Genomic DNA, 26,096 nt, shown 5'->3' on the forward strand with positions numbered 1-26,096 from the left:
CGTCATTGCCTGGAGAGAGTAAAAATGGTCGCAATAAAAAAGGCAGCCTGAGCTGCCTTCTCTTTATTGAAATAAATTAGCGACGTACGGCAATCGCTTCAATTTCAATTTTTACGTCTTTTGGCAGACGCGCCACTTCCACACAGGAGCGCGCCGGGAAGGTGGCGTTGTGCTCGGTGAAGAACGCTTCATAAGTGGCGTTGACGGTGGCGAAATCGTTCAGATCTTTCACGAACACGGTGGTTTTGACGATATCGCCCACTTTCAGGCCGGCAGATTCGACGATCGCCTGCACGTTTTCCAGCGACTGACGCGCCTGCGCCGCTACGTCGGCTGGCACTTCACCGGTTTTTGGGTTCACTGGGATCTGACCAGAAGTGATGATCATGCTGCCCAGATCAACGCCCTGAACGTATGGGCCGATAGCCGCTGGTGCATTTTCCGTCGCGAGTACTTTGCTCATTTTTTCTCCAGAATTACAGCGTTAAGAATGTTCCCGGCCATTATAACAGCCGGGATTTCATTACCAACCTCAATTAGTTGGCCAGCACCACATAATGAGAAAACTCTTTTTCGCAGTATTTGCATTTGAGTGCAATGTCATTGGCGCGTTTTTTCACTGCGAAACTGGAGGAAACCGGCTCAGCATGACTGATGCAGTTGCTGTTCGGGCAGACCAGCACGCTTTCGATGCGATCCGGCAGGCTTGGGCGGGATTTGCCCACCACGTCGTAATCGTCGATGCGGTTAACCGTGGCGTCCGGCGCGTACAGAGACAGCTGGTTGACCTGCTCGTCGGTCAGGAAGGTATTCTCGATTTTGATCAGGTCTTTACGGCCCATTTCGCCCGACGGCAGGTTCAGGCCGATGGTGATGCGCTGGTCGGTTTCAGTCAGTTTGAACAGCGTCAGCAGCTTAAAGCCCACCTGCGCAGGGATGTGGTCAATCACGGTGCCACGCTTGATGGCTTCAACCTGGAGTTTGTTATCGTGTGTCATGGTCGTCTCCCCTTACAGAGCTAATTCGCGATTCAGAACCAGTGCCAGTAACGCCTGGCGGGCGAAGATGCCGTTTCCGGCCTGCTGGAAGTACCAGGCGTGCGGCGTTTTATCCACGTCTGTGGTGATCTCATCGATGCGCGGCAGCGGGTGCAGCACCTTCATGTTGTCGCGCGCGCCCTCGAGGTCGCTGGCGCGCAGGACGAACTGCGCCTTCACGTTGGCGTACTCGGATGGGTCAAGACGCTCTTTCTGCACGCGGGTCATGTAGAGAATATCCACGTTGCCCATCACTTCTTCTATGCTGGCGTGCAGGCTCCACGCGATGCCTTTTTCGTCCAGCATATCGAGAATGTACTGCGGCATCGCCAGCGCGTCCGGCGCGATGAAGAAGAAGCGGTTGCCGTTAAATTTCGCCAGCGCCTGGGTCAGGGAGTGGACGGTGCGGCCATATTTCAGGTCGCCAACCATGGCGATGTTCAGGTTCTCAAGCGTGCCCTGCGTCTCCTGAATGGTGAACAGATCCAGCAGGGTCTGCGTCGGGTGCTGGTTGGCACCGTCACCGGCGTTCAGCACCGGAATGCCGCCGGAAAACTCGGTCGCCAGACGCGCCGCGCCCTCCTGCGGGTGGCGCATCACAATCGCGTCCACGTAGGTACTGATAACCGAAATGGTATCCGCCAGGGTCTCGCCTTTTTTGCCCAGCGACGTGTTGCTGCTGTCCGAGAAGCCCACCACGCTCGCGCCAAGGCGGTGCATGGAGGTTTCGAAGGAGAGGCGGGTGCGGGTCGAGGCTTCGAAGAAGCAGCTCGCAATCACCTTGTGCTTCAGCAGCTCCGGTTGCGGATTGGCCTTCAGTTTTGCCGCGGTTTCCAGAACCAGTTCCAGCTCTTCGCGGCTGAGGTCGTTTATGGAAATGATGTGTTTTTGATAAAGCGGATTCATGTTTATCTCCTGACGCCGGGCAAAAAAAAGCCCCTCAAATGAGGGGCTCTGGGAATAGGTTTAGCAACGGGAAGAAAAACGGCAGGCCAGCGTCTGATTTCAGACGCGGTAAGACGATATGTCGTACACGCTTGACCATGCTTCCTCCCGGCAAATTGTCGGGCATTATACGCAGCTCGCTTTTGGGATCAAGCGATTTAATGCACGCTTTACTCAATGCAAACGGTTCTTTATGAATATTAATGCGTTCTGAGTAAATAATTAATTTGCTTATGCACCAGCGCGGTGCGCTTCACCACGCGGGGCGCGACCCAGACGATACTGCTTCCGGCCACCACGCCTAAAATTTCCGGTAACTGGTGATAATCCAGAATACGCGCCACCGCGCGGCCATATCCGGCGACGGTATGGATAAGGATAAATTCGCTGTTGTGCTCCACGCTCACCACCATTTCAGAGACGGTACGCGCCGCGTCGGGGGCCGGGCGCAGCTGGGGATTCAGCGAATAAATCTTTAGCCCTTTGGCATTGCGAATTTTTATGACACCGAGCAACTTGAGCAGACGTGAAACGGTGGACTGGCTGATGGTCTCAAAACCCCGCTCCTGTAAGTCGCGGCGGATCTCCTCCTGGGAGAGATAGCTCTTTTCCGCGATCAGACGCTGGCAGACCGTTAGCTGTAGTTGCTCTTTGGGAGAGTACTCTTCGTAATCCATCATAGTTCCCATATCAGTTCCCGAAATAACCGGTGGCACTGCACCGATCCGTAGGCCGGATAAGCGCAGCGCCATCCGGCAAATTACAACAGGGCGCCCAGGCTTAACGCCACCATAATCACCACCGTTAAAATCCCCAGCAGCGGCGCGACCCATTTCAGATAGCGCACGTAGGGCACGCGGGCGATAGCCAGCCCGCCCATCACGACGGCAGAGGTGGGAGTGATCAGGTTAACGATGCCGGACGCCGACTGGTAAGCCGTAACCACCAGGTCGCGGTTGACGTTAGCGAAATCGGCAAGGGGCGCCATGATCGGCATCGTCAGAACGGCCAGGCCGGACGAAGAAGGCACAAGAAACGACAGCACCACTTCCAGCCAGTACATCACGTTGATGAACGCCACCGTCGACAATCCGGTGACCATTCCCTCGGCGCTGTGCAAAATGGTGTGGGTAATCATGCCCTTATCCATGATCACTACGATACCGCGCGCGATGCCGATAATCAGCGCGACGCCCAGCAAATCTCGCGCGCCGTTGATAAAGGTTGAGGTCAGCTCCTCTTCGCTCATGCGGGCGATCAGCCCGACGATAATCGCGCTGGCGAGGAACACCGCCGAGATCTCCGCCATCCACCAGCCCAGCACCGCCACGCCGTAGATCATCACCGCGAAGGCGAGGGCGAAGATCACCAGGATGAGTTTGCGCACCGGGGTAAACTCCAGCGACTGCTCGCCCTTGTTGCCGAGGAAGTGGGCGCGGTTCTCTTCCTGCTTATCCGCCACGATCGACAGCGACGGATCCTTGCGCACCTTGCGGGCATAGCGCATTACCCACGCCACGCAGATGATCCAGCCGATCACCAGCAGCGCGATGCGCAACATGATGCCGTTGGTGAAGGGGATCCCGGCGGCGTTGGCGGCGATCACCGTGGCGAACGGGTTGATGGTGGAGCCGAGGGTGCCGATCCCCGCGCCGAGCAGCACGGTGGACGCAGCAACCACCGGATCGAACCGCGCCGCCAGCATCACCGGCACCAGTAAGGTATAGAAGGGCAGCGACTCTTCTGCCATGCCGTAAATCGTGCCGCCTGCGGCAAACAGCGCCATCAGGATCGGGATCATCCACTCTTCGCGGCCGCGTAGTCGGGTGGTGACGCGCTCGATCCCGGCGTCTATCGCCCCGGTTTTAGTGACGATCCCGAGGAATCCCCCGATGATCAGAATAAACAGCGCCACGTCGATCGCCCCGGCCTGGCCGGATTCCGGATCGTAGAGCCCGGCAATCGGCGCCATCAGCACCGAAACCAGCCCCTGCGGGTGCGCTGCCACGTGCGCGTAGGTGCCAGCAACCGGCACTTCTTTACCGAGCGCCTCGTTCATTGCCATATGGTACTGCCCGGCCGGAACAATCCACGTCAGCACGGCAACCACGGCAATCAGAAAAAAGAGAATGGTGTAAGCGGAGGGAAACTTGAACTTGCCCATGATGTTCTCCTGAACCCGGCGCACCCCGCGGCGCGCCGGGCGGTGATTAGTCGCCGAGTGTCGCCACCATGACCGCTTTAATGGTGTGCATGCGGTTCTCTGCTTCGTCGAAGACGATGGAGTTCGGTGATTCGAAGACCTCTTCCGTCACTTCCAGCCCCTTCAGGCCGTACGCCATTTCGATTTCGCGGCCCACTTTGGTGTGCTCGTTGTGGAACGCCGGCAGGCAGTGCATGAACTTGACGTTCGGGTTACCGGTGGCCTTCATCACGTCCGCGTTAATCTGATATGGCTTCATCAGGCTGACGCGCTCGGCCCAGGCCTCCTTCGGCTCGCCCATGGAAACCCACACGTCGGTGTAGAGGAAATCGGTGCCCTGCACGCCTTCCTCCACGTCGTCGGTGAGGGTGATGCGCGCGCCGGTCTCTTTGGCGATGGCGCGGCACTGCTCAACCAGGCCCGCCTCCGGCCAGAAGGATTTCGGCGCCACAAGGCGGATATCCATCCCCATTTTGGCCGCGCCGACCATCAGGGAGTTACCCATGTTGTTCCGCGCGTCGCCGAGATAAGCAAAGCTCAGCTCCGGCAGGGTTTTGCCCGGAGAGTGCTCCAGCATGGTCATCAGGTCGGCGAGAATTTGGGTGGGGTGGAACTCGTCGGTCAGGCCGTTCCACACCGGCACGCCCGCGTACTCGCCCAGCTCTTCGACGATGGCCTGGCCGTAGCCGCGATACTCGATGCCGTCATACATGCGGCCCAGCACGCGCGCGGTGTCCTTCATCGACTCTTTGTGGCCAATCTGCGAACCGCTTGGGCCGAGGTAGGTGACCTGCGCGCCCTGGTCGAACGCACCCACTTCGAAGGCGCAGCGGGTGCGGGTGGAGGTTTTTTCAAAGATCAGGGCGATGTTTTTCCCGACCAGGGTTTGTTTTTCGCGTCCGGCTTTTTTGGCGGCCTTCAGCTCGATGGCGAGATCGATCAGGTACTGGATCTCTGCCGGGGTGTAGTCCAGCAGTTTGAGGAAGTTGCGGTTTTTCAGGTTAATGGTCATGGGGAAATCCTTTTTAAAATTTAGCTGTCTGATGCCCTCACCCCGGCCCTCTCCCACAGGGAGAGGGGGCGTACATTCCCTCTCCCTGTGGGAGAGGGTTAGGGTGAGGGGAAAACGACTCAGTTACGAATCAACGTGCCTTTCTCGCCCGCCAGGATCTCCGCGCCGTCGGCCAGTGCGCCGATCCCGGCAATGCCGTTGCAGGCCTCAACAAACTCGCGGCAGGCGGCCACTTTCGGCCCCATCGAGCCGGCGTCGAACTGCATGCCTCTGAGCAGCTCCGGCGTCACCTGCGCCAGCGGACGTTGGGTTGGCTTGCCCCAGTCGAGGTACACCGCGTCGGCATCGGTGAGGATCAGCAGGGCATCGGCCTCGATCTGGCGCGCTAGCAGGGCGGCGGAGAGGTCTTTGTCGATCACCGCCTCAATGCCGCGATAGCCGTTGGCGTTTTCCACCACCGGCACGCCGCCGCCGCCGTTGCAGATCACCAGGTGGTCGCGCTGAATCAGCGCCGTGATGGCGTCACTCTCGACGATGCGCTTCGGCTGCGGCGACGGCACCACGCGGCGGAAGTAGCTGCCGTCGGCCTTAAACACCCAGCCTTTTTCCGCGGCCAGCGCTTTGGCCTGGGCTTCGCTGTAGACCGGGCCGATGTACTTGGTCGGGTTGCTGAACGCCGGGTCGGCGGCGTCCACTTCCACCTGCGTGAGCAGGACGCTGACCTCGCGCTGGGGCAGATTGTTTTTCAGCGCCTGCTGGAGCATGTAGCCGATCATTCCCTGGCTTTCGGCGCCAAGAACGTCCAGCGGGTAGGGAGTGACTTTGTCGTAGGCGCTGTTTTGCAGCGCCAGCAGTCCGACCTGCGGGCCGTTGCCGTGCACCAGCACCACGCGCCACTGTTCCGTTAAGCCGGCGATGGTGCGGGCGGCCTGCTCGATGTTCTGGCGCTGGATCTCCGCTTCCAGCGGCTCGCCGCGCTTGAGCAGCGCGTTGCCGCCAAGGGCCACAACCAGAGTGGGTTTTCGTTCCATGATGGCTCCTTTAAATTCCGTCGCGTTCCAGTGGGCAGCTCATGCAGCGCGCGCCGCCGCGACCACGTCCCAGCTCGTCGCCCGGGATCGGCAGCACGGTGATGCCTGCTTTGTCGTACTTCTCGTTGGTCCAGACGTTGCGCTCGTAGCCGATCACCACGCCCGGGCGGAGGGTCAGGACGTTGTTAGCGTCGTTCCACTGCTCGCGTTCGGCTTCAAAGGCGTCGCCGCCGGTGGTGATCAGGCGGACGTGGTTAATGCCGAGGGCTTTCTCGATGGCGTGCAGCAGGTCGGTTTCCTGGGTGCGCAGCAGGCCGCCGCGTCCGTCCGGGGTGAGCGTCCAGCACTGGGCGTCCTTGCGCACCACTTCCGGGTAAACGGAGAAGGTGTCCACGTCGATGTGGGTCATCACGGTGTCGAGGTGCATGCAGGAGCGGTGTTTCGGCAGCTCAACGGCAATCACGCGCTCGGCCTGGCGATGTTTAAACAGGCTGTTGGCGAGGAACTCCACGCCCTGCGGCGTCGTGCGCTCGGACATGCCGATCAGTACCGCCCCGCGACCAATCACTAATACGTCGCCGCCTTCTAAGGTGGCGTGGTCGTAATTAATATTCTCGTCGCCGAAATACTTAATAAACTCGCCGTCGGCAAATGCGGGGTGCCAGCGATATATTGCCCGCAGGTTATTGGTTTCACGCTGGCGGGCGGGTTTCGCCATCGGATTAATGGAGACGCCGTTATAAATCCAGCAGGAGGTATCGCGGGTAAATAAGTGGTTCGGCAGCGGCTTCATAATAAAATCATTCGCCGTGTGGGTATCGACCACCATATTTTTAATGGCTGCCGGAATTTCACCGTAGGTTAATCCGCCGCTTAATCTGCGCGCCAGTTCCCGGTGCGGCATATCCGCCAGCCAGCCGCGCACGTCGGCGGCAAAGGTTGGTCCCAGGCGATAGTCGGAGATTTGTGTTTCAAGAAGCCAGGCTTTTGCTTCAGCAATATCAAGCGTTTGCGTAAGAAGGTCGGTCAACAGCAGGACTTCCACACCCTGCTCGCGCAGCGTGTTTGCGAAGATGTCATGCTCTTCACCCGCCCGTTCAACCGAGAGCACGTCATCAAATAGCAGCTCCTGACAGTTTGAGGGGGTTAACCGTTTCAGACTTAAATTAGGACGGTGCAGCATAACGCTACGCAATTGACCAATTTCAGAACCGACGTAATGCTTTTCCATAATTATTCCTTTAACTTTTTTTCAGAATAAAAAGGGCATGCGCCATGTGATGTGTTTAATTTCATGGCGGCTAAGCTCAATTGATTTCGTGATTTATAGTAGGCGCTTAAATAATGGTTATTGTGACATTGCTCACGCGAAAACCGATATTGAACAGTTTATTTTCAATTGCATGATTCGTATCAGATAATGATTAATTTCATATTATTAAGGGATGAATAGCTAAGCAGGAACGGGTGGCAATATTTGAAGTTGTTATTATTTTGTAGAATCACACGCTTTGAAATATTTGGTTATGTTGTTGATTTTAATGGATAAAATGTTGTCACGGGAATAGCTATGCAATAATGACAGTTAACTATTTTTCACTTAAGAGAAATCAATAAATAATTATGGATTTTTAAAGGAAATAACCAAAGTGATAAAGTGTGATACACCAACAGGTTTTGTGAGTTATGTTTTAAATTCAGTGAGTTAGATCCTGTGTGCAAAGTGCATGAAATGAGGTTATGCATAACCACTGCATAAATGCCTGTGTGCAATTAACAGTGGATTAACACATTTCCCGATAAACATGCGCTGACGCAAATCTTGTCAAAAAAGGGCTGGTATGGAAGAGGCAATTCTCGTATAAAACATAAAAATGAAACAATGTTTTAATCTGAGGGTTGTATCATGATTATTGGCAATATTCATCATCTCCAGTCCTGGTTGCCAGAAGAGCTGCGCCAGGCCATTGAGCACGTTAAGGCCCACGTCACCGACGCAACGCCGACCGGTAAGCACGACATCAATGGCAACAGCCTGTTTTATCTGGTTTCGGAGGACATGACCCAGCCGTTCGCCGAGCGGCGCGCTGAATACCATGCACGCTATCTGGATATTCAGATTGTGCTGAAGGGTCAGGAAGGGATGACCTTCAGCACCCTGCCTCACGGCACCCCGGACACCGACTGGCTGGCGGACAAAGACATCGCGTTCCTGCCGGAAGGCGAGCAGGAGAAAACCGTGGTGCTGAGCGAAGGGGATTTTGTGGTGTTCTGGCCGGGCGAAGTGCATAAGCCGCTGTGCGCGGTGGGAGCACCGGCGCAGGTGCGTAAGGTTGTGGTGAAGATGCTGGTAGAGTAACCCCTCACCCCGGCCCTCTCCCAAGGGGAGAGGGTGTAAAAGTTCCCTCTCCCCTTGGGAGAGGGTTAGGGTGAGGGAACCAGACCGCACCCACGCATAATGTGATCCAGCTTAAACTTCCCGCACTCCCTCCTCATCTCCCATTTACCTGCGCTTTTTCTGCGTCATAGTATGATCGTTAAATTAATGAACGCTGTTCTATAATGTAGAACAAAATGATTCAGCAAGGAGATCTCATGCCGCAGTCCGCGTTGTTCACGGGTATCATTCCCCCTGTCTCCACCATTTTTACCGCCGATGGCCAGCTCGATAAACCGGGTACCGCCGCGCTGATCGACGATCTGATTGCTGCGGGCGTCGACGGCCTGTTCTTCCTGGGCAGCGGCGGCGAGTTCTCCCAGCTCAGCGCCGAAGAGCGTAAAACCATTGCCCGGTTTGCGATCGATCATGTCGATCGTCGCGTGCCGGTTCTGATCGGCACCGGCGGCACCAACGCCCGGGAAACCATTGAGCTGAGCCAGCACGCGCAGCAGGCGGGCGCGGACGGCATCGTGGTGATCAACCCTTACTACTGGAAAGTGTCGGAAGCGAACCTGATCCGCTATTTCGAGCAGGTGGCCGACAGTGTCACGCTGCCGGTGATGCTCTATAACTTCCCGGCGCTGACCGGGCAGGATCTGACCCCGGCGCTGGTGAAAACCCTCGCCGACTCGCGCAGTAACATCGTCGGCATCAAAGACACCATCGATTCCGTCGCTCACCTGCGCAGCATGATCCACACCGTTAAAGGCGCCCATCCTCATTTCACGGTGCTGTGCGGCTACGACGATCATCTGTTTAATACCCTGCTGCTCGGCGGCGACGGGGCGATCTCGGCCAGCGGCAACTTTGCCCCACAGGTGTCGGTAAATCTTCTGAAAGCCTGGCGGGATAACGACGTGGCGAAAGCGGCTGAGTATCATCAGACCCTGCTGCAAATCCCGCAGATGTATCAGCTGGATACGCCGTTTGTGAACGTCATTAAAGAGGCGATCGTGCTCTGCGGTCGTCCGATTTCTACGCACGTCCTGCCGCCAGCCTCGCCGCTGGACGAGCCGCGCAAGGCGCAGCTGAAAACCCTGTTACAACAGCTCAAACTCTGCTGAGCCGGACGATAACGATGACCATTGAGAAAATTTTCACCCCACAGGACGATGCGTTTTATGCGGTGATCACCCACGCGGCGGGGCCGCAGGGCACGCTGCCGCTGACCCCGCAGATGCTGATGGAATCCCCCAGCGGCAACCTGTTCGGTATGACGCAGAACGCCGGGATGGGCTGGGATGCCAACAAGCTCACCGGCAAAGAGGTGCTGATCATCGGCACCCAGGGCGGCATCCGCGCCGGAGACGGACGCCCGGTCGCGCTGGGCTACCACACCGGGCACTGGGAGATCGGCATGCAGATGCAGGCGGCGGCGAAGGAGATCACCCGCAACGGCGGGATCCCGTTCGCCGCCTTCGTCAGCGATCCGTGTGACGGTCGCTCGCAGGGCACGCACGGCATGTTCGACTCCCTGCCGTACCGCAACGACGCGGCGATCGTGTTTCGCCGCCTGATCCGCTCCCTGCCGACGCGCCGGGCGGTGATCGGCGTGGCGACCTGTGATAAAGGGCTGCCCGCCACCATGATTGCGCTGGCTTCCATGCACGATCTGCCGACCATTCTGGTGCCGGGCGGGGCGACGCTGCCGCCAACCGTGGGGGAAGACGCGGGCAAGGTGCAGACCATCGGCGCGCGCTTTGCCAACCATGAACTCTCCTTGCAGGAGGCCGCCGAGCTGGGCTGTCGCGCCTGCGCGTCGCCGGGCGGCGGGTGTCAGTTCCTCGGTACGGCGGGCACCTCGCAGGTAGTGGCGGAGGCGCTGGGTCTGGCGCTGCCGCACTCCGCGCTGGCCCCGTCCGGGCAGGCGGTGTGGCTGGAGATCGCCCGCCAGTCGGCACGCGCGGTCAGTGAACTGGATAACCGCGGCATCACCACGCGCGATATCCTCACCGACAAAGCCATCGAAAACGCGATGGTGATCCACGCGGCGTTCGGCGGCTCCACCAATTTACTGCTGCATATTCCGGCCATCGCCCACGCAGCGGGCTGCACTATTCCGGACGTTGAGCACTGGACGCGCGTCAACCGCAAGGTGCCGCGCCTGGTGAGCGTGCTGCCCAACGGCCCGGACTATCACCCGACCGTGCGCGCCTTCCTCGCGGGCGGCGTGCCGGAGGTGATGCTCCACCTGCGCGATCTCGGCCTGTTGCATCTGGACGCCATGACCGTCACTGGCCAGACAGTGGGCGAGAACCTCGACTGGTGGCAGAGCTCGGAGCGCCGTAAGCGCTTCCGCCAGTGCCTGCGCGAGCAGGACGGCGTGGAGCCGGATGACGTGATCCTGCCGCCGGAGAAGGCAAAAGCGAAAGGGCTGACCTCGACGGTCTGCTTCCCGACGGGCAACATCGCGCCGGAAGGATCGGTGATCAAGGCCACGGCGATCGACCCGTCGGTGGTGGGTGAAGATGGCGTTTACCGCCACACTGGCCGGGTGCGGGTGTTTGTCTCGGAGGCGCAGGCGATTAAGGCCATCAAGCGGGAAGAGATTAAGCAGGGCGATATCATGGTGGTGATCGGCGGTGGACCGTCCGGCACTGGCATGGAAGAGACCTACCAGCTCACCTCCGCGCTCAAACACATCTCGTGGGGCAAGTCGGTGTCGTTAATCACCGATGCGCGCTTCTCGGGCGTGTCGACGGGCGCCTGCTTCGGCCACGTATCGCCGGAGGCGCTGGCGGGAGGGCCGATTGGTAAGCTGCGCGATAACGACATCATTGAGATTGCCGTGGACCGCCTGACTCTGACCGGTAGCGTGAACTTCATCGGTACCGCGGACAACCCGCTGACGCCGGAAGAGGGGGCGCGCGAGCTGGCGCGGCGGCAGACGCACCCGGACCTGCACGCTCACGACTTTTTGCCGGACGATACCCGGCTGTGGGCGGCATTACAGTCCGTGAGCGGTGGCACCTGGAAAGGCTGTATTTATGACACCGATAAAATCATTGAGGTAATTAACGCCGGTAAAAAAGCGCTCGGCATTTAATTATTTTTCACGCGATTGTCGTCTACGGAATATATTCCGTGGGCGGCTTTTACGCATCTGTAATTTGTTAATTTAAACAATAAGTTGCGATATATCGTTGGCGTCACAAAAGCAAAATAACGTAATTCAGAAATAAGATATGACCATTGCTGGTTAATTGAACAGCTCATTACACTCCATTAACACGATGTTGTAATTCAGCACACTACATAAGGGTGTAATTCTGATGACGCAATTAACCATGAAAGACAAAATTGGCTACGGGCTGGGTGATACCGCCTGCGGCTTCGTCTGGCAGGCCACGATGTTCCTGCTGGCCTATTTTTACACCGACGTGTTCGGTCTCTCCGCGGGCATAATGGGGACGCTGTTTTTAGTTTCCCGCGTGCTCGACGCCGTGACCGATCCGCTGATGGGGCTGCTGGTAGACCGCACCCGCACGCGACACGGCCAGTTCCGCCCGTTCCTGCTGTGGGGCGCCATTCCGTTTGGCATCGTCTGCATGCTGACCTTCTACACGCCGGACTTCTCCGCGCAGGGCAAAATCATCTACGCCTGCGTGACCTACATTCTGCTGACTCTGGTCTACACCTTCGTTAACGTCCCGTACTGTGCCATGCCGGGGGTGATCACCGCCGACCCGAAAGAGCGTCATGCCCTTCAGTCCTGGCGTTTCTTCCTCGCCGCCGCGGGGTCGCTCGCCATCAGCGGCATCGCGCTGCCGCTGGTCAGCATCATCGGCAAAGGGAACGAGCAGGTGGGCTATTTCGGCGCCATGTGCGTGCTGGGGTTGACCGGTGTAGTCCTGCTTTATGTCTGCTTCTTCACCACCAAAGAGCGCTACACCTTTGAGGTGCAGCCGGGTTCGTCGGTGGCGAAAGATCTTAAGCTGCTGCTGGGCAACGGCCAGTGGCGGATCATGTGCGCCTTCAAGATGATGGCGACCTGCTCCAACGTGGTGCGCGGCGGGGCGACGCTCTACTTCGTGAAATACGTGATGGATCACCCGGAGATGGCGACCCAGTTTTTACTCTACGGCAGCCTCGCCACCATGTTCGGCTCGCTCTGCTCGTCTCGTCTGCTGGGCCGCTTCGACCGCGTCACCGCCTTTAAGTGGATCATCGTCGCTTACTCTCTGATTAGCCTGCTGATCTTCTTCACGCCGGCGGAGCATATTGCCCTGATTTTCGCCCTCAACATCCTGTTCCTGTTCGTCTTTAACACCACCACGCCGCTACAGTGGCTGATGGCCTCTGACGTGGTGGATTACGAAGAAAGCCGCAGCGGGCGACGCCTGGACGGGCTGGTGTTCTCCACCTACCTGTTCAGCCTGAAGATTGGCCTGGCGATTGGCGGGGCGGTGGTGGGCTGGATCCTCGCATACGTGAACTACTCCGCCAGCAGCAGCGTGCAGCCGGTCGAGGTGCTGACCACCATCAAAATTCTGTTCTGCGTGGTGCCGGTGGTGCTCTATGCGGGCATGTTCATCATGCTGTCGTTCTATAAGCTCACCGACGCCCGCGTGGAGGCCATCAGCCAGCAGCTGATCAAGCACCGCGCGGCGCAGGGCGAGGCCGTTCCCGACGCCGCGACAGCCGCATCCCATTAACCGGAGGCACTATGCAAATCACCAACCCAATACTCACCGGCTTCAACCCGGACCCGTCCCTGTGCCGCCAGGGCGAGGACTACTACATCGCCACCTCGACCTTCGAGTGGTTCCCGGGCGTGCGCATCTATCACTCCCGCGATCTGAAAAACTGGTCGCTGGTCAGCACCCCGCTGGACCGCGTGTCGATGCTGGACATGAAGGGCAATCCGGACTCCGGCGGCATCTGGGCGCCGTGCCTGAGCTACGCCGACGGCAAATTCTGGCTGCTCTACACCGACGTGAAGATTGTCGACTCGCCGTGGAAAAACGGCCGCAACTTCCTCGTCACCGCGCCGTCCATTGAGGGGCCATGGAGCGAGCCGATCCCGATGGGCAACGGCGGGTTCGATCCGTCCCTGTTCCACGACGACGATGGCCGCAAATACTACCTCTACCGCCCGTGGGGGCCGCGCCATCATAGCAACCCGCACAACACCATCGTGATGCAGGCGTTTGACCCGCAGACCGGCACCCTCTCGCCCGAGCGCAAAACGCTGTTTACCGGCACGCCGCTCTGCTACACCGAAGGGGCGCATCTTTATCGCCACGCGGGATGGTACTACCTGATGGTTGCCGAAGGCGGCACCAGCTACGAGCACGCCGTCGTGGTGCTGCGTGCAAAAACCATCGACGGGCCGTACGAGCTTCACCCGGATGTGACGATGATGACCAGCTGGCACCTGCCGGAGAACCCGCTGCAAAAGAGCGGCCACGGCTCGCTGCTGCAAACCCACACCGGGGAGTGGTATATGGCCTACCTTACCAGCCGCCCGCTGCGCCTGCCCGGCGTGCCGCTGCTGGCCTCAGGCGGACGCGGTTACTGTCCGCTGGGGCGCGAGACCGGCATCGCCCGCATTGAATGGCGCGATGGCTGGCCGTACGTGGAGGGCGGTAAGCACGCGCAGCTGACCGTGAAAGGCCCGCAGGTGGCGGAGCAGCCTGGCGCCGCTCAGGGTAGCTGGCGGGATGATTTCGACGGCAGCACGCTTGACCCTGAATTGCAGACTCTGCGCATTCCGTTCGACGACACCCTCGGCTCGCTCACCGCGCGCCCCGGCTATTTACGGTTGTACGGCAACGACTCGCTCAACTCGACCTTTACCCAGTCGACCGTGGCGCGCCGCTGGCAGCACTTCATCTTCCGGGCCGAGACGCGGATGCAGTTCTCGCCGGTTCACTTCCAGCAGAGCGCGGGGCTGACCTGCTACTACAACAGCAAAAACTGGAGCTACTGCTTTGTGGACTACGAGGAGGGGCAGGGCAGAACGATTAAGGTTATTCAGCTCGACCACAACGTGCCGTCGTGGCCGCTGCACGAGCAGCCCATTCCCGTGCCGGAGAGTGCGAAGAGCGTCTGGCTAAGGGTGGATGTGGATGCGCTGGTCTACCGCTACAGCTACTCGTTCGACGGCGAGACGTGGCACACCGTGCCGGTGACGTATGAGGCGTGGAAGCTGTCGGATGACTATATCGGCGGGCGCGGCTTCTTCACCGGCGCGTTTGTGGGACTGCACTGCGAGGACATCAGCGGCGACGGCTGCCACGCTGACTTCGACTACTTCACCTACGAGCCGGTCTGACGGCTCAGGCCGGGTAGCCCAGCGCGCGTGAGAGCTGGAGCCCGGCCTGCTGAAGCTGCTCGCGGAAGTTAGCCAGCTCGGCGTCGTCCACGCGGGAGGTCAGCGTCGACAGGCTCAGGGCGGCGATGACGCGGGACTCGTGGTTCCACACCGGCACCGCCACGCAGCGCACGCCCTGCTCGTTCTCTTCGCTATCCAGGGCGTAACCCTGCTCGCGGGTCTGCGCCAGGGCACTCATTAAGGCTTCGCGAGAGGCAAGGGTAGAAGGGGTATAGGTGGTGTACTGATAGCCCTCCAGCAGGGCGTTCAGCTCGGCCTCGCCCAGCCAGGCAATCAACACTTTGCCGATGGCGGTGGCGTGAACCGGCAGGCGGCGGCCGATGCGCGAATAGGCGATGGCGGCCAGCTTGCCTTCAATCTTCTCGATATAGACCCCTTCACGCCCGTCCAGGATCCCCAGATGGGTAGTCTGCCCGGTTCGCCGGGACAGCTCCGTCAGCCAGCCTTTCGCCTTCTGCCGAATATCCATCGAGCCCACGACAAAATGCCCGCGCTCGACCAGCTTCATGCCGAGGCGATACTTACCGTTCTCCGGGTTCTGATCGATATAGCCGTGAAGCTGGAGGGTTTTCAGCAGCGAGTGGAGGGTACTCTTGCTCAGCCCCATCAGTTTGCTGATGTCGGTGATCTTAAGCTCGGTGGCCTGCTCGTTGAACAGGTCGAGGATCTGCAACGCACGTTCAACAGACTGAATAATCGGCATAATGCTGGTATGTCCACGCTGGAATTAAGGCGAAAACGTACCTTTTTCGGGGTGAAAAATCAATTGAGTAGAGCGGGTTGTGGGAGAAAGGGCATCAGCCGCATCGTCGCCTGATTTGCCCGGCGGCGCTGCGCTTGCACGGGCCTACGGGCTGGGTTTTCTCCCTCTCCCTGTGGGAGAGGGCCGGGGTGAGGGCACCAACGCGCAGAGGACTCAACCCCCAAGCGTCGCCACCATCACCGCCTTAATCGTATGCATCCGGTTTTCCGCCTGGTCAAACACGATGCTCGCCGCCGACTCAAACACCTCGTCCGTCACTTCCATCCCGCCGTGCAGATCGAACTCTTTCGCCATCTGCTTGCCGAGCGTGGTCTGGTCGTTATGGAACGCCGGCAGACAGTGCAGGAACTTCACGTCCGGGTTGCCGGTGAGCGCCATCATCTGCGCGTTCACCTGATACCCGCGCAGCAGCGCGATACGCTCCGCCCACTTCTCTTTGGCTTCGCCCATCGACACCCACACGTCGGTATAGATAAAGTCCGCGCCCTTCACGCCCGCCGCCACGTCTTCCGTCAGGGTGATTTTCCCGCCGTGCTTTTCCGCCAGCGCGCTGCACTCTGCCACCAGGCTCTCTTCCGGCCAACAGGCCTTCGGGGCCACCAGACGCAGATCCAGCCCGGTCAGCGCCGCCGCTTCCAGCATCGAGTTGCCCATGTTGTTGCGCGCGTCGCCCGCGTAGACCAGCGTCATCTCGTTAAACGCCTTGCCCGACAGGTGCTCCTGCATGGTCAGCAGATCCGCCAGCAGCTGCGTCGGGTGGAACTCGTTGGTCAGCCCGTTCCACACCGGCACGCCCGCGTACTGCGCCAGCGTCTCGACGACTTCCTGGCCGTGGCCGCGGTACTGAATGCCGTCGTACATCCGCCCGAGCACCCGTGCGGTATCCTTAATTGACTCTTTATGCCCAATCTGGCTGCCGCTCGGCCCTAAATAGGTAACGCGCGCGCCCTGGTCAAATGCGGCAACTTCGAAAGAGCAACGTGTACGGGTCGAGTCTTTTTCGAAGATGAGCGCGATGTTTTTACCGGTAAGTTTTTGTACTTCCTTGCCATTTTTTTTATCGGCTTTGAGCTGTGCGGCAAGGGTCAGCAGAGAAGTGAACTGTGCAGGGGTAAAGTCGAGCAATTTCAGAAAGTGTTTCTTGTACAGATCAGACATTTTATCCTCACATGGCGAACGCCACTTATTGAATTAAAATTCACTTTATATGTGTAATTATTCATTTGCAACCCCGTTTCACAAATCTTTCCAACAAAGGTGGAGGCAAACCCGTCCGTGTGTGAAAATAGAAGTATCTGCCGCACTTTAAAGAGGATTGACCCATGGCAAACCCGGAACACCTGGAAGAGCAACGCGAAGAGACGCGTCTGATTATTGAAGAACTGCTGGAAGACGGTAGCGATCCGGACGCGCTGTACACCATCGAGCACCATTTCTCTGCGGACGACTTTGAAGCGCTGGAAAAAATGGCCGTGGAAGCCTTCAAGCTGGGTTACGAAGTGACCGAGCCGGAAGAGCTGGAAGTGGAAGAGGGCGACACCGTCATCTGCTGCGACATCCTGAGCGAAGGCGCGCTGAAGGCGGAGCTGATCGACGCGCAGGTAGAACAGCTGATGAACCTGGCCGAGAAGTTTGAAGTGGAGTACGACGGCTGGGGAACCTACTTCGAAGATCCGAACGGTGAAGACGGCGAAGAAGGCGACGACGAAGATTACGTCGACGAAGACGACGACGGCGTGCGTCACTAAGCGTTTCAGGCGGTGGCGCGCGCCACCGCTTTTTCAAGGCAGAACCATGGATTACCCGCAGATACTCGCCCCCGTACTTAACTTCCTCCAGTGCCCGACCCCGCAAGCATGGATTGATAAAGCCCGCGACCCGGCGAACCTGCCGCTGCTGCTCACCGACCACATGGTGTGCGAGCTCAAGGCCGCCCAGACCGCGCTGCTGCTGGTGCGTAAATACGTCGCCGACGAAAGCGGTGCCGACGCGCTGCTCGACTGGCTCAAACCCTACGAACAGTTCACCTTCCGCGACGGCCCGGAGCCGGACTTCATCGCCCTGCACAGGCAGATTGGCAAAAGCGTGATGCCCAAAACCGACGACCCGTGGGGCCAGACGCTCATCGACAGCATGGTGCTGCTGATTAAAGAGGAGCTGCACCACTTCTGGCAGGTGCGTGAGGCGATGCTGGCCCGCGATATTCCGTACGTCAAAATCACCGCCAGCCGCTACGCCAAAGGGATGCTGAAGGAAGTGCGCACCCACGAACCGCTGACGCTGATCGACAAGCTCATCTGCGGCGCCTACATCGAAGCCCGTTCCTGCGAACGCTTCGCCGCGCTGGCCCCGTTCCTCGACGATGACTTACAGAAGTTCTATCTCTCGCTGCTGCGCTCGGAAGCGCGCCATTATCAGGACTACCTGACGCTGGCCCAGCAGGTGAGCGACGACGATATCTCACCGCGCATACAGCTTTTTGGCGAAATTGAAGCCACACTTATCTCGACACCGGACCACGAGTTTCGCTTCCACAGCGGCGTGCCGGTGTAAACCGGCATAACGCAAGGATAAGGATGCGAGATGAAAAAAACGTGGATCAGTACGGTCGTTGTTATTGTCGCGGCCGCCGCCGTGGCGTTCTGGGTGTTCTTTGACAGGCAACGCGCTCCGGAAGCGCAGATTGATACCACCCTCAACGCGATGCCTGCCTGGCAGGTGATTAAGGAGCAGGAGCCCGCGCTGCATCAGCGCATCCTCGACCAGATGGCCGCCCTGCAAAAGGCCGGCGAGCCGGAGCAGCAGATTATCGACACCATCCAGCCGCAGATCCTGCATTTGCAGATGTCGCGCCTGCAAAACGCCCCGGACGCCAACGTGGTGAACTACATGACCATCAATATGGAGCAGACCGCCGCCATCCAGAAGGTGAGCGACGACGCCTGCTTCCGCTTCCTCTACCCGACGGTGAAGGGCGGCGTGAATCCGATGCGCATGCTGGATAAAGACCTGATGACGCGGCGCATGCAGGCCGACGCCGACATGATGCGTGCGGCCTACGGCAAAAACCGCCACACCGTGACCCCGGCCGAACGCGAGGCGGCAGTCGAAGATGTGCGGCCGATTATGAAACAACTAGCCGATAAGTACGGCGAGGACATCCAGCTGTTGCAGATGCCGGAGAAGGCGGTGGGCAAGGAAAAGCTCTCCTGCGATATGGTGCAGGACATGTGGGCGAAGGTGCTGGCGCTGCCGGAGCAGAAGGCGGCGGGGGTGATTCGGCTGGCGGTGTCTGAGCTGGAGTGACGAAGGGCGCTGGTTTTTTGGGCACTTAGCGCGGGTTTAGCGCGTCGTCGCTTGCATGGCGGCGCGCGACAGGTATAATCCACAACGTTTCCGCATCCCCTTCAGTGCCGAAGTGGCGAAATCGGTAGACGCAGTTGATTCAAAATCAACCGTAGAAATACGTGCCGGTTCGAGTCCGGCCTTCGGCACCAAAAGATGCAAATCAAAGTCGCTTAAGGGCGGCTTTTTTTGTGTCTGGAATCCAGTTACTACAAGCTTTACCGTTTCTTTGCCTTTGAAAAACTTACAATTTTGTTCTAGGGGTAGATGAATCCAGTTGCGTAGGCTGCTTATATCCTTAAAGCTGTTCTTTTGAAGATGAATCAATCGATTTGAGAGTTCTTCCTAAATGCATGTTGGTTGAGAAGAATTAGTCTGATTGCCCTTATCATAAATCTTCAGAGTGTTTGGTAAACAAAACAAGAATCGATAATGTATTCTTGAATAGTTTCCAATTGTTTTTTATAAATAGATCAGGCTTCCTTTTAAGAGATGCACTATGAAGACTTTCGATACCCAACTTGCTATGAGCATTGTTTCGCATTCGACTGGCGGATTTAGCTATGACACCCTTGCTAGAGCATTGATTTCAATGGATAAAAGTGAAAACTCAACAAAATTACTCGAGAGTTGTAGGGCTTTTTGCCTTTCATTGGAAGAGCAAGGAATTTTGAGACGATGCCATAAATGCACTAACTCACAAGATGAATACTTTGAGTATGTTGCTCACTAACAATAACCAACCAAAAAAATCACGGTGAGTAGCAATTCGTTTCTTGCAACATCCCTTTTTCTGAGGTAGCTTTGGCTGCACAGTTTCAGGAGAGCGATTGTGAGTAACATCAATTTAATAACAACTTGCACAAATGGTAAAAACAGTGATGGCAAGGCTATATTGAGTTTAGCCCAGTATACCTCTGGGCAGACCCCTTCAAATGTATTGGTGAACTCTTGGTGTAATGCTTTAAATGAATCCCTAAAAACATCTGCTACAGTATGCGCAGTAGATCTGTATAAGGGGGGGCACTGGGCTACTGCTAAAGAAATATTAAAATCCTATCATATTGATTTATGGGTTGTTTCTGCTGGTCTTGGCCTGCTTCACTATACTGATCAAGTCGTACCCTATAAAGCAACATTTGCGATTGGGTACGATGAATCAATACCGCTATACTCTCGTGAATATGTAGGGAAATCTTTCCATAGAACATGGTGGAAAGAATTAACAGAGAGATCTCCATTCATTTCTGAGCATCCTTCATCAATTAAAAATTTGATGAAAAAAAACAAGGATCACTATTATATTATTTGTGGTTCTCCTGATTATATCAATGCCATTGAATTAGATATCATTAATGGTCTTGAGTATCTGGTTGATTCTAAAAAGCAATTGCTAATTATTACATCAAAGGTAATTAACGACAGGCTGATGAGTTATTTATTTAAAACTAACCATGATATGGCTCAATGGTTAAAGTGCAATATGCTCATGCTAAATGTTAGTATGGCAAAGCATATTATTCGTGAGTTTACTGAAAGAGGCTTAGATAATTTAAGTGATTTTTCTCAGAGGTTATCAACAGAATTAAACGAATTGCCTGCGCGAGAAGTAAAAAAAGGAATTAGGCGTAGTTCTGAAGAAGTTGAGTTGTACATTTTGAAAATTTTGCAACATCAACCAAGTATCAGTGCAACACAGGCCCTGCGCGAGTTTCGTGACTCAGGGAATTCATTCGAGGAAAAGCGGTTCCGTGTGATTTTCAAGGGTTTGACGGGTAGTAAAGCTTGATGCCACTGGTCAGGTTTTCATGATAGAATCTTCCGTTTTTTGAGGCTTTGCAGTGGCGTCACAGGAGAGTAAGTTGTCGAAGCTTAAATATTTTTTCCCGGATAGTCAGGATTTTATCGATCCTAGTTTCGACTTCTTCCATGAAACGCGAAACGAACATCGCGTTCGCCAGCGTGACGATCATTATCCACATGAGGTATTTTCTCGGCCTTATGACGGCATGCTGGTTTCGAAAGCAGTAGTTGACGGCCTTGGCAGTGGAGAAAGTAAATATACGCGAGCCCAGCGCTTACGCTACTTCCGTAATGGCATGAAGCACTTCTTCCGCTTGCCGGAAAGTATGGAAACTATGGGTGATTGCGGAGCCTTCACCTATGTTAACCAAGATGTGCCGCCATACCGAGTGGAAGAGGTCATTGAATTCTACGAAACCTCCCGATTTAACCATGGTGTTTCTCTTGATCATATTGTTTTTGGCTATGAGAAACCTGGTGAGATATTCAGTGGAGAAGTGTTGGCTGAATGTCGTCGACGTCAGGATATCACGCTGACCTTGGCTCAAGAGTTTTTAAACAAGTCTCAAAAGTCCTGTTTCACCGCCTTTGGCGTTGCACATGGATGGAGCAAAACCTCCTACCGTCAGTCAGTAGAGGCTCTGCTGGCCATGGGATACAAAAATATCACCATGGGGGGGATGGTGCCGTTGAAAACGGCGCAGATCCTTGAAACTCTCGAAGAGATTAAGCCACTGCTGAAAAGTGATACACGTGTTCACTTGTTAGGTATTGCTCGTCCAGAGAGTTTCGCCGACTTTATCAAGTTTGGTGTGACCAGTATTGACTCGACTACACCGCTTCAGCAGGCCTTTAAAGATCGAAAAAATAACTATCATACGCCTGATGGCCCGGCCTATACCGCTGTGCGAGTCCCTCAGTTTGATGCGAATCCAAGTTTAAGCCGCAAAATAAAATCTGGTGTGATCGATCAGGATATTGCTCGGCATCTGGAAAAGGATGCCATGAATGCCCTGTTCGAATACGATAAAGGGGCTTTGTCCCTTGAGAAAACTCTTGAGGCAGTACTGGCTTATGAACGCCTGCATTCAGGTGAAAAAGAGGCCGATAAAATCCGTGCGGATTATGAACGCACACTGGGTGAACGTCCTTGGAAACAGTGCCAATGCAATATTTGCCAGGCTATCGGTATCAACGTCATCATTTTCCGCGGAGCAGAACGTAACCGTCGCCGCGGTTTCCATAATATTCAGGTGTTGTACAACCGTTTACAGCACACATTGTCATTACGCTCAGAGGAACTGTCATGAGTGAATATCGTGTTCCCGCCCTGCGAATCCGACAGGGTGAGGAGAGGCAACTCTATAGCCTTGCGATAGAAGGTAAACAGATCAGCAAAATTGCAGCGATTTCGCGTATTCGTCGCGGCGAAGAGAATTTGGTTGGCTATCAGCGTCCAGAAGTACGTAACCATATTCGCGAAATTCAGCGCTATATTGAGAGCTCAAACCCGATGATACCAAACCCGGTGATTATCGCTTTTGATAAGCGTGTGCGTTTTGAACCACTTACAGATAATGGCGACATGGGGCATCTGGTAATACCTTTCTCCGAAGATAAGGATTTTGAGAAGCCAGGATTTATAGTGGATGGTCAACAACGTACCGCTGCTTTGCGGGATGCGGAAATAGACTCGTTTATGATGCCGGTATCTGCATTTATCGCTAATGATGCAGAAGAACAGCGTGAACAGTTCATGCTGGTTAACTCCACAAAACCGTTGCCCAAAACGTTGTTATACGAACTGGCACCGCATACCCACGGTCGTTTGCCATCCGATCTGCAAATGCGTAAGTTTCCTTCACTGCTAACTCAACGACTGAACTTCGGCGAAGGTCCACTTGCAGGGCGCATCAAAACGGCGACCAACCCTGATGGGGTTATTGCTGACAACTCGATGATCAAAATGATCGATGCCAGTCTTCGTGAGGGAGCATTGTATCGCTTTCGTGACCCTGCGACAGGGTTGGGGGATGAAGGGAAGATGGTGAAACTGCTGAATAACTTCTGGTCGGCTGTGGAAACTGTGTTTACTGATGACTGGGATAAAAAGCCTCGTTATTCCCGCTTGCTACATGGCGTTGGTATTCTTGCGCTTGGCAGTTTGATGGATGAAATCGATCAGGTTCATCAGGACTATAAAGGTGAACCAGGCTGGACTGAGATCCCTTCCTATACTCGTTTTGTCGAAGAGTTAAACCGTATTAAGCCGCTTTGTGCATGGAGTAGTGGCGTGTGGAACTTCGGCACAGATGTTGATGGTCAGCCTATTGTTCGTAAATGGAATGAACTGCAAAATCTTTCAAAAGATATATCTTTGGTTACTGATTATCTTGTAACCAGCTATATAAAGACGGCAAACGCAAACATCTAAAAAAATAAGGGGCGAATGCCCCTTATTTTTTATACGTCAATACTCATGGGTTGTTGAAGACGTGCAACAAAGGCATTGAGAATCGAACCAGCACCTTTACCTTCAGGATAAATGAGATCGCGACGATGAGGCGTTATCGCATACAGTGCCTGATGTTTTGCGCTCGCAGCGGCAAAAATAAAGTAATCAGCCTGTTTTGCTAAATTGACCAGCTTATCCGTTGCGTTATGGTCATGATTCACATCTACTCTGATCCCCTGAAACAACACTTCAATCATCCCCTTGGCCCGGCGAGCAGCTCCTTCTGTCAGGGTATAAATGGCGACACGTTTGCCCGAGAGATCCGGAAGTGTTTCAGGCTCGCTATCATCGCTTCGTGCCGGTTCCGGAGGAAACGCTGAATCAGCACCATTGCCCAATACGTTGATGGCCAGACTACGCATGATGGCTCGGGTTGAGTGATCGAGGCGCGGCCATACACCAACGGCAAAAGTCTGAATATCCATCCATAGCGCGTTTCGTGTGGCGTTATCGTGCTCCGGTGCATCAAGAAACAGTTCGATCATCTCTTCAAGCGAGGTCAGATTTTTAAGTGAACTGCAGCGCTCAATAATGAGTTGCAATGTAGCAACAAAATTCTGGTATTCAGCCAGGGTGAGAGGACCTTGCAGGAAATATTCGGTTGCTAGGGTCGCCAGTTTGATGTCCGCCGGACTGACGCTTTGTTCCATCGCCAGAACATCCATCCATTTCAGCCATGTTGTACTCTGCAATTGCAGCTGGTTTTTCCCCAGCCACTCGATAAAGGCGGGCATGGCGTTGCGTAGTGTTGAAAAGGCATGCGGCGGAAAATCCTGCGCCAGCAGGTGAACAAAAGCCGATTCTTGGAAGGAGGCGACTGGCCAATGCTCGCTCTCCAGCGCGACAATTTGCATCAGAGCGTTTCTATCGGCATCGGGTTCGCGCAGGCGCGAGAACCAGTTGTCCCAGCCGGTGATGCTCGCGGCAGTAAGCCGGTTGATGCTCTCAATCAGCGTTTTTAGAAGAGGGGTTTTCTGAGCTTGCTCATACAGTTGTGGATCTATCTTGCTGAGCATCTCAGCATAGCTCCCTAGCGTTTCGGCTGTGGCTGTCAACGACGTTTGTAGATAACTGGCCAGAGATTCAAGTGTTGTTGGCGGCAGCGACAACGAGACAGGAGATGAGGCTGGAGTATCGTACGCGGTGCTCTTGAGTTCGGCCCAGTGCTGTAATTCCTGAAGCCATCCTGATTTCAGCGTGTCAGGTATCATGCTGAGCAGGTTTTGTTCACCCACCAGCGCCACGCCAATCGCCCAACTTCTCCAAGAGTTAATTTCCCCTTCCTCGCTTCCTAGCAGTGGAACCTGCGTAAAAAGCGGTTGGAGGGCAAGGAAGGCTGGGCGCAAAGCCGATGGCGTCTCCTGCGTGTAGCTAAGGGCATCATGGCCCAGATAGCGGTGCTGATAAGCGGCAAGTAGCATTCTGGTCAGCGACGAGGGAATGCGCCCTCTGATCAGATCTGGCAGGTCTTGGTGGTTTAGCAGGGCATCCCAATTTTGCCATTTCCCGGCCTGCTGAAGCTCAAGTAGCAGTAGATTGCGTTTGGAGAGCAGACCGTTATCACGCAGTTCTTGCAGAAAGTCATTGCTGGCCTCCACCTCTTTTTGATTTGTTGCCAGCATGAAATCGCTAAGGATACGACCAAACGGGCGCTTGCGGGTGCGAACGAGAGATGGACGCTTTCGGAACAGGTCAATCAACTCTTTCAGGGCGGCAAAAACCCGCGTTTTTGCCTGCTTATCCTCACGTTTACCTTCCAGCAACTCAATACGAATAAACCCTGCTGGGCTATGTTCGAGCAATGCGGTTTCTGCCGTAAAAGTCGGGCCAGAAGTCGGACTCAAGTAAATTCGGCGGTCGGGCTCAACGTCAGCTGAACCAAGCCGGGCATTGATAACTTTGGTGAGTTCCTGCAGGGTGCGCTCATCTTCTGCCATCGCGAAGAAAACCCAGTGTTGGCGGTCGCACCAAGGCAGAATAATGGGCCATTCACCGTCAAGCGCGCTCTCCACAAGAGGCAACAGCGCATTTTTCTGCTCAGGCGCGTAAGCACCGGGGGAGTCGCTTAGCAGTTTATCAAGGCTGAGCAAATTGCTTTCGCCAAAGAAGGCCCTAATCCAAGAGGGGATATTATTCATCACTGTCACCGAAGGTATATTGTCCACCGAATTCAATCAGTGCGTCAGAAATGAGGGTTTTGTTGCTGGAGAACAGCAAATGCTCATCGTTAAGGTTCGCACCGCTCCAGGTATAGTTCATCGAACCTTTCAGAAAGAAGTGCTTTGTTAACATGCCTTTGGCATGTAGGTTCTCATAATAGGAGCATTGCATATCATGATTCGGCGAAAGTCTTGCCTGCAGTCGCTCAACGAACACTTTGTTAAGCGTGTCCGGGCGAGTGACTATCCTGAGTGGACAGCCGTTATTCACTGCCGTCGCCAGAAGCTCCTGGAAACTGACCATTCTGGCACCCCACGACGGATCAAGAAAACTCCATTGCCCCCCGCGATTATCAATGACGTCAAAATCGCTCATCCATGGCGAGATCAGCCAGATGAGTTCAGGGTACAGGATAAGCCCACTGAACTGCGCACTCAGTACTTCCCTCAGTTGTCGCTGTCCGAGAGGTCCATGGAGAAATATTTGTCGTTGCTCTTCCATTCAT

25 protein-coding genes, 1 tRNA gene and 1 pseudogene are annotated in these 26,096 nt (G+C 55.6%); 13 read left to right on the forward strand and 14 right to left on the reverse strand.

Annotated features, from left to right (window positions below):
* Positions 1–76: 76 nt before the first annotated feature.
* The 4 genes from ridA to IMQ56_RS12300 all read right to left on the reverse strand — a co-directional run bounded on the left by ridA (position 77) and on the right by IMQ56_RS12300 (position 2,082).
* A complete protein-coding gene (gene ridA / locus IMQ56_RS12285) occupies positions 77–463 on the reverse strand; it encodes a 2-iminobutanoate/2-iminopropanoate deaminase (protein WP_003863373.1) in 387 nt (128 codons plus the stop codon).
* Between the two features lie 73 nt (positions 464–536).
* On the reverse strand, positions 537–998 hold the full coding sequence (gene pyrI, locus IMQ56_RS12290) for an aspartate carbamoyltransferase regulatory subunit (RefSeq protein WP_003863370.1): 462 nt from the start codon (positions 996–998) through the stop codon (positions 537–539).
* Between the two features lie 12 nt (positions 999–1,010).
* Positions 1,011–1,943 carry an aspartate carbamoyltransferase gene (gene pyrB / locus IMQ56_RS12295; RefSeq protein WP_003863368.1) on the reverse strand — a complete coding sequence of 311 codons (933 nt, stop codon included), beginning with the start codon at positions 1,941–1,943 and terminating at the stop codon, positions 1,011–1,013.
* 34 nt (positions 1,944–1,977) lie between these two features.
* Complete coding sequence (locus tag IMQ56_RS12300) at positions 1,978–2,082, reverse strand: pyrBI operon leader peptide (protein WP_071524139.1); 105 nt, start codon at positions 2,080–2,082, stop codon at positions 1,978–1,980.
* Between IMQ56_RS12300 and IMQ56_RS12305 the strand changes: the two are divergent.
* A pseudogene (locus tag IMQ56_RS12305) lies at positions 2,062–2,186 on the forward strand (hypothetical protein). The gene IMQ56_RS12300 and the pseudogene IMQ56_RS12305 sit on opposite strands and share 21 nt — an antisense overlap.
* Here the strand turns inward: IMQ56_RS12305 and IMQ56_RS12310 are convergent.
* From IMQ56_RS12310 to arcA, 5 genes are all read right to left on the reverse strand, one after another.
* Entirely contained in the window at positions 2,183–2,662 is a 480-nt protein-coding gene (locus IMQ56_RS12310) for an ArgR family transcriptional regulator (protein WP_003863366.1), read from the reverse strand. The pseudogene IMQ56_RS12305 and the gene IMQ56_RS12310 sit on opposite strands and share 4 nt — an antisense overlap.
* A gap of 80 nt (positions 2,663–2,742) precedes the next feature.
* Complete coding sequence (locus IMQ56_RS12315; RefSeq protein WP_003863365.1) at positions 2,743–4,146, reverse strand: YfcC family protein; 1,404 nt, start codon at positions 4,144–4,146, stop codon at positions 2,743–2,745.
* A 46-nt stretch (positions 4,147–4,192) separates the two neighbouring features.
* Positions 4,193–5,197, reverse strand: a complete 1,005-nt coding sequence (gene argF, locus IMQ56_RS12320) for an ornithine carbamoyltransferase (RefSeq protein ID WP_003863360.1) — start codon at positions 5,195–5,197, stop codon at positions 4,193–4,195.
* Between the two features lie 119 nt (positions 5,198–5,316).
* Entirely contained in the window at positions 5,317–6,228 is a 912-nt protein-coding gene (gene arcC / locus IMQ56_RS12325) for a carbamate kinase (protein ID WP_039271906.1), read from the reverse strand.
* A gap of 10 nt (positions 6,229–6,238) precedes the next feature.
* On the reverse strand, positions 6,239–7,459 hold the full coding sequence (gene arcA / locus IMQ56_RS12330; protein WP_017383903.1) for an arginine deiminase: 1,221 nt from the start codon (positions 7,457–7,459) through the stop codon (positions 6,239–6,241).
* 675 nt (positions 7,460–8,134) lie between these two features.
* Here arcA and IMQ56_RS12335 point away from each other — a divergent pair.
* From IMQ56_RS12335 to IMQ56_RS12355, 5 genes are all read left to right on the forward strand, one after another.
* Positions 8,135–8,587, forward strand: coding sequence for a YhcH/YjgK/YiaL family protein (locus IMQ56_RS12335; protein WP_032647053.1), 453 nt, complete (start codon positions 8,135–8,137; stop codon positions 8,585–8,587).
* Positions 8,588–8,823: 236 nt separating this feature from the next.
* Positions 8,824–9,732 carry a 2-keto-3-deoxygluconate aldolase gene (gene yagE, locus IMQ56_RS12340; protein WP_023302991.1) on the forward strand — a complete coding sequence of 303 codons (909 nt, stop codon included), beginning with the start codon at positions 8,824–8,826 and terminating at the stop codon, positions 9,730–9,732.
* A 14-nt stretch (positions 9,733–9,746) separates the two neighbouring features.
* Positions 9,747–11,714 carry a xylonate dehydratase YagF gene (gene yagF, locus IMQ56_RS12345; RefSeq protein WP_047728150.1) on the forward strand — a complete coding sequence of 656 codons (1,968 nt, stop codon included), beginning with the start codon at positions 9,747–9,749 and terminating at the stop codon, positions 11,712–11,714.
* A gap of 226 nt (positions 11,715–11,940) precedes the next feature.
* Positions 11,941–13,323: an MFS transporter gene (locus IMQ56_RS12350; protein ID WP_047728155.1), complete on the forward strand. Its 1,383-nt coding sequence runs from the start codon at positions 11,941–11,943 to the stop codon at positions 13,321–13,323.
* 11 nt (positions 13,324–13,334) lie between these two features.
* Positions 13,335–14,945: a glycoside hydrolase family 43 protein gene (locus IMQ56_RS12355; protein ID WP_047728157.1), complete on the forward strand. Its 1,611-nt coding sequence runs from the start codon at positions 13,335–13,337 to the stop codon at positions 14,943–14,945.
* 4 nt (positions 14,946–14,949) lie between these two features.
* On the opposite strand, the gene xynR is transcribed toward IMQ56_RS12355, so the two are convergent.
* The 3 genes from xynR to IMQ56_RS23010 all read right to left on the reverse strand — a co-directional run bounded on the left by xynR (position 14,950) and on the right by IMQ56_RS23010 (position 16,991).
* Positions 14,950–15,708, reverse strand: a complete 759-nt coding sequence (xynR, locus tag IMQ56_RS12360; protein WP_032652348.1) for a DNA-binding transcriptional repressor XynR — start codon at positions 15,706–15,708, stop codon at positions 14,950–14,952.
* 213 nt (positions 15,709–15,921) lie between these two features.
* A complete protein-coding gene (gene argF / locus IMQ56_RS12365) occupies positions 15,922–16,926 on the reverse strand; it encodes an ornithine carbamoyltransferase (RefSeq protein ID WP_196064032.1) in 1,005 nt (334 codons plus the stop codon).
* The gene (locus IMQ56_RS23010; RefSeq protein ID WP_213014347.1) at positions 16,896–16,991 is read right to left on the reverse strand and encodes a hypothetical protein; all 96 of its coding nucleotides are present in this window, start codon (positions 16,989–16,991) and stop codon (positions 16,896–16,898) included. Before IMQ56_RS23010 ends, argF (IMQ56_RS12365) begins: the two co-directional genes overlap by 31 nt.
* Before the next feature lie 99 nt (positions 16,992–17,090).
* On the opposite strand from IMQ56_RS23010, the gene rraB reads away from it, so the two are divergent.
* From rraB to dbpB, 7 genes are all read left to right on the forward strand, one after another.
* Positions 17,091–17,516 carry a ribonuclease E inhibitor RraB gene (gene rraB, locus IMQ56_RS12370; RefSeq protein WP_015572533.1) on the forward strand — a complete coding sequence of 142 codons (426 nt, stop codon included), beginning with the start codon at positions 17,091–17,093 and terminating at the stop codon, positions 17,514–17,516.
* 46 nt (positions 17,517–17,562) lie between these two features.
* Positions 17,563–18,321: a tRNA isopentenyl-2-thiomethyl-A-37 hydroxylase MiaE gene (gene miaE / locus IMQ56_RS12375; protein WP_047732909.1), complete on the forward strand. Its 759-nt coding sequence runs from the start codon at positions 17,563–17,565 to the stop codon at positions 18,319–18,321.
* 30 nt (positions 18,322–18,351) lie between these two features.
* The gene (locus IMQ56_RS12380; protein ID WP_196064033.1) at positions 18,352–19,074 is read left to right on the forward strand and encodes a topoisomerase II; all 723 of its coding nucleotides are present in this window, start codon (positions 18,352–18,354) and stop codon (positions 19,072–19,074) included.
* A 106-nt stretch (positions 19,075–19,180) separates the two neighbouring features.
* Positions 19,181–19,265 (forward strand) — tRNA-Leu (locus tag IMQ56_RS12385).
* Positions 19,266–19,945: 680 nt separating this feature from the next.
* A complete protein-coding gene (locus IMQ56_RS12390) occupies positions 19,946–20,902 on the forward strand; it encodes a hypothetical protein (RefSeq protein ID WP_023295835.1) in 957 nt (318 codons plus the stop codon).
* Between the two features lie 73 nt (positions 20,903–20,975).
* Positions 20,976–22,226, forward strand: coding sequence for a tRNA-guanine transglycosylase DpdA (gene dpdA, locus IMQ56_RS12395; protein WP_032682229.1), 1,251 nt, complete (start codon positions 20,976–20,978; stop codon positions 22,224–22,226).
* A complete protein-coding gene (dbpB, locus tag IMQ56_RS12400) occupies positions 22,223–23,350 on the forward strand; it encodes a DGQHR domain-containing protein DpdB (protein WP_023295837.1) in 1,128 nt (375 codons plus the stop codon). The genes dpdA and dbpB overlap by 4 nt, the downstream gene beginning before the upstream one ends.
* 29 nt (positions 23,351–23,379) lie before the next feature.
* On the opposite strand, the gene dpdD is transcribed toward dbpB, so the two are convergent.
* Positions 23,380–25,569, reverse strand: coding sequence for a protein DpdD (gene dpdD / locus IMQ56_RS12405; protein ID WP_154054704.1), 2,190 nt, complete (start codon positions 25,567–25,569; stop codon positions 23,380–23,382).
* Complete coding sequence (gene dpdK, locus IMQ56_RS12410; RefSeq protein ID WP_016538299.1) at positions 25,562–26,092, reverse strand: phospholipase D-like domain-containing protein DpdK; 531 nt, start codon at positions 26,090–26,092, stop codon at positions 25,562–25,564. The genes dpdD and dpdK overlap by 8 nt, the downstream gene beginning before the upstream one ends.
* Between the last annotated feature and the right edge of the window lie 4 nt (positions 26,093–26,096).

This window comes from Enterobacter sp. Res13-Sevr-PEC09-46, from assembly GCF_015672585.1.
Lineage (GTDB): Bacteria > Pseudomonadota > Gammaproteobacteria > Enterobacterales > Enterobacteriaceae > Enterobacter > Enterobacter hormaechei_C.

Coding starts and splice junctions, on each gene's coding strand:
- ridA (WP_003863373.1), bottom strand. CDS start 463: ATGAGCAAAGTACTCGCGACGGAAAATGCACCAGCGGCTATCGGCCCA.
- pyrI (WP_003863370.1), bottom strand. CDS start 998: ATGACACACGATAACAAACTCCAGGTTGAAGCCATCAAGCGTGGCACC.
- pyrB (WP_003863368.1), bottom strand. CDS start 1,943: ATGAATCCGCTTTATCAAAAACACATCATTTCCATAAACGACCTCAGC.
- IMQ56_RS12300 (WP_071524139.1), bottom strand. CDS start 2,082: ATGGTCAAGCGTGTACGACATATCGTCTTACCGCGTCTGAAATCAGAC.
- IMQ56_RS12310 (WP_003863366.1), bottom strand. CDS start 2,662: ATGATGGATTACGAAGAGTACTCTCCCAAAGAGCAACTACAGCTAACG.
- IMQ56_RS12315 (WP_003863365.1), bottom strand. CDS start 4,146: ATGGGCAAGTTCAAGTTTCCCTCCGCTTACACCATTCTCTTTTTTCTG.
- argF (WP_003863360.1), bottom strand. CDS start 5,197: ATGACCATTAACCTGAAAAACCGCAACTTCCTCAAACTGCTGGACTAC.
- arcC (WP_039271906.1), bottom strand. CDS start 6,228: ATGGAACGAAAACCCACTCTGGTTGTGGCCCTTGGCGGCAACGCGCTG.
- arcA (WP_017383903.1), bottom strand. CDS start 7,459: ATGGAAAAGCATTACGTCGGTTCTGAAATTGGTCAATTGCGTAGCGTT.
- IMQ56_RS12335 (WP_032647053.1), top strand. CDS start 8,135: ATGATTATTGGCAATATTCATCATCTCCAGTCCTGGTTGCCAGAAGAG.
- yagE (WP_023302991.1), top strand. CDS start 8,824: ATGCCGCAGTCCGCGTTGTTCACGGGTATCATTCCCCCTGTCTCCACC.
- yagF (WP_047728150.1), top strand. CDS start 9,747: ATGACCATTGAGAAAATTTTCACCCCACAGGACGATGCGTTTTATGCG.
- IMQ56_RS12350 (WP_047728155.1), top strand. CDS start 11,941: ATGACGCAATTAACCATGAAAGACAAAATTGGCTACGGGCTGGGTGAT.
- IMQ56_RS12355 (WP_047728157.1), top strand. CDS start 13,335: ATGCAAATCACCAACCCAATACTCACCGGCTTCAACCCGGACCCGTCC.
- xynR (WP_032652348.1), bottom strand. CDS start 15,708: ATGCCGATTATTCAGTCTGTTGAACGTGCGTTGCAGATCCTCGACCTG.
- argF (WP_196064032.1), bottom strand. CDS start 16,926: ATGTCTGATCTGTACAAGAAACACTTTCTGAAATTGCTCGACTTTACC.
- IMQ56_RS23010 (WP_213014347.1), bottom strand. CDS start 16,991: ATGAATAATTACACATATAAAGTGAATTTTAATTCAATAAGTGGCGTT.
- rraB (WP_015572533.1), top strand. CDS start 17,091: ATGGCAAACCCGGAACACCTGGAAGAGCAACGCGAAGAGACGCGTCTG.
- miaE (WP_047732909.1), top strand. CDS start 17,563: ATGGATTACCCGCAGATACTCGCCCCCGTACTTAACTTCCTCCAGTGC.
- IMQ56_RS12380 (WP_196064033.1), top strand. CDS start 18,352: ATGAAAAAAACGTGGATCAGTACGGTCGTTGTTATTGTCGCGGCCGCC.
- dbpB (WP_023295837.1), top strand. CDS start 22,223: ATGAGTGAATATCGTGTTCCCGCCCTGCGAATCCGACAGGGTGAGGAG.
- dpdD (WP_154054704.1), bottom strand. CDS start 25,569: ATGAATAATATCCCCTCTTGGATTAGGGCCTTCTTTGGCGAAAGCAAT.
- dpdK (WP_016538299.1), bottom strand. CDS start 26,092: ATGGAAGAGCAACGACAAATATTTCTCCATGGACCTCTCGGACAGCGA.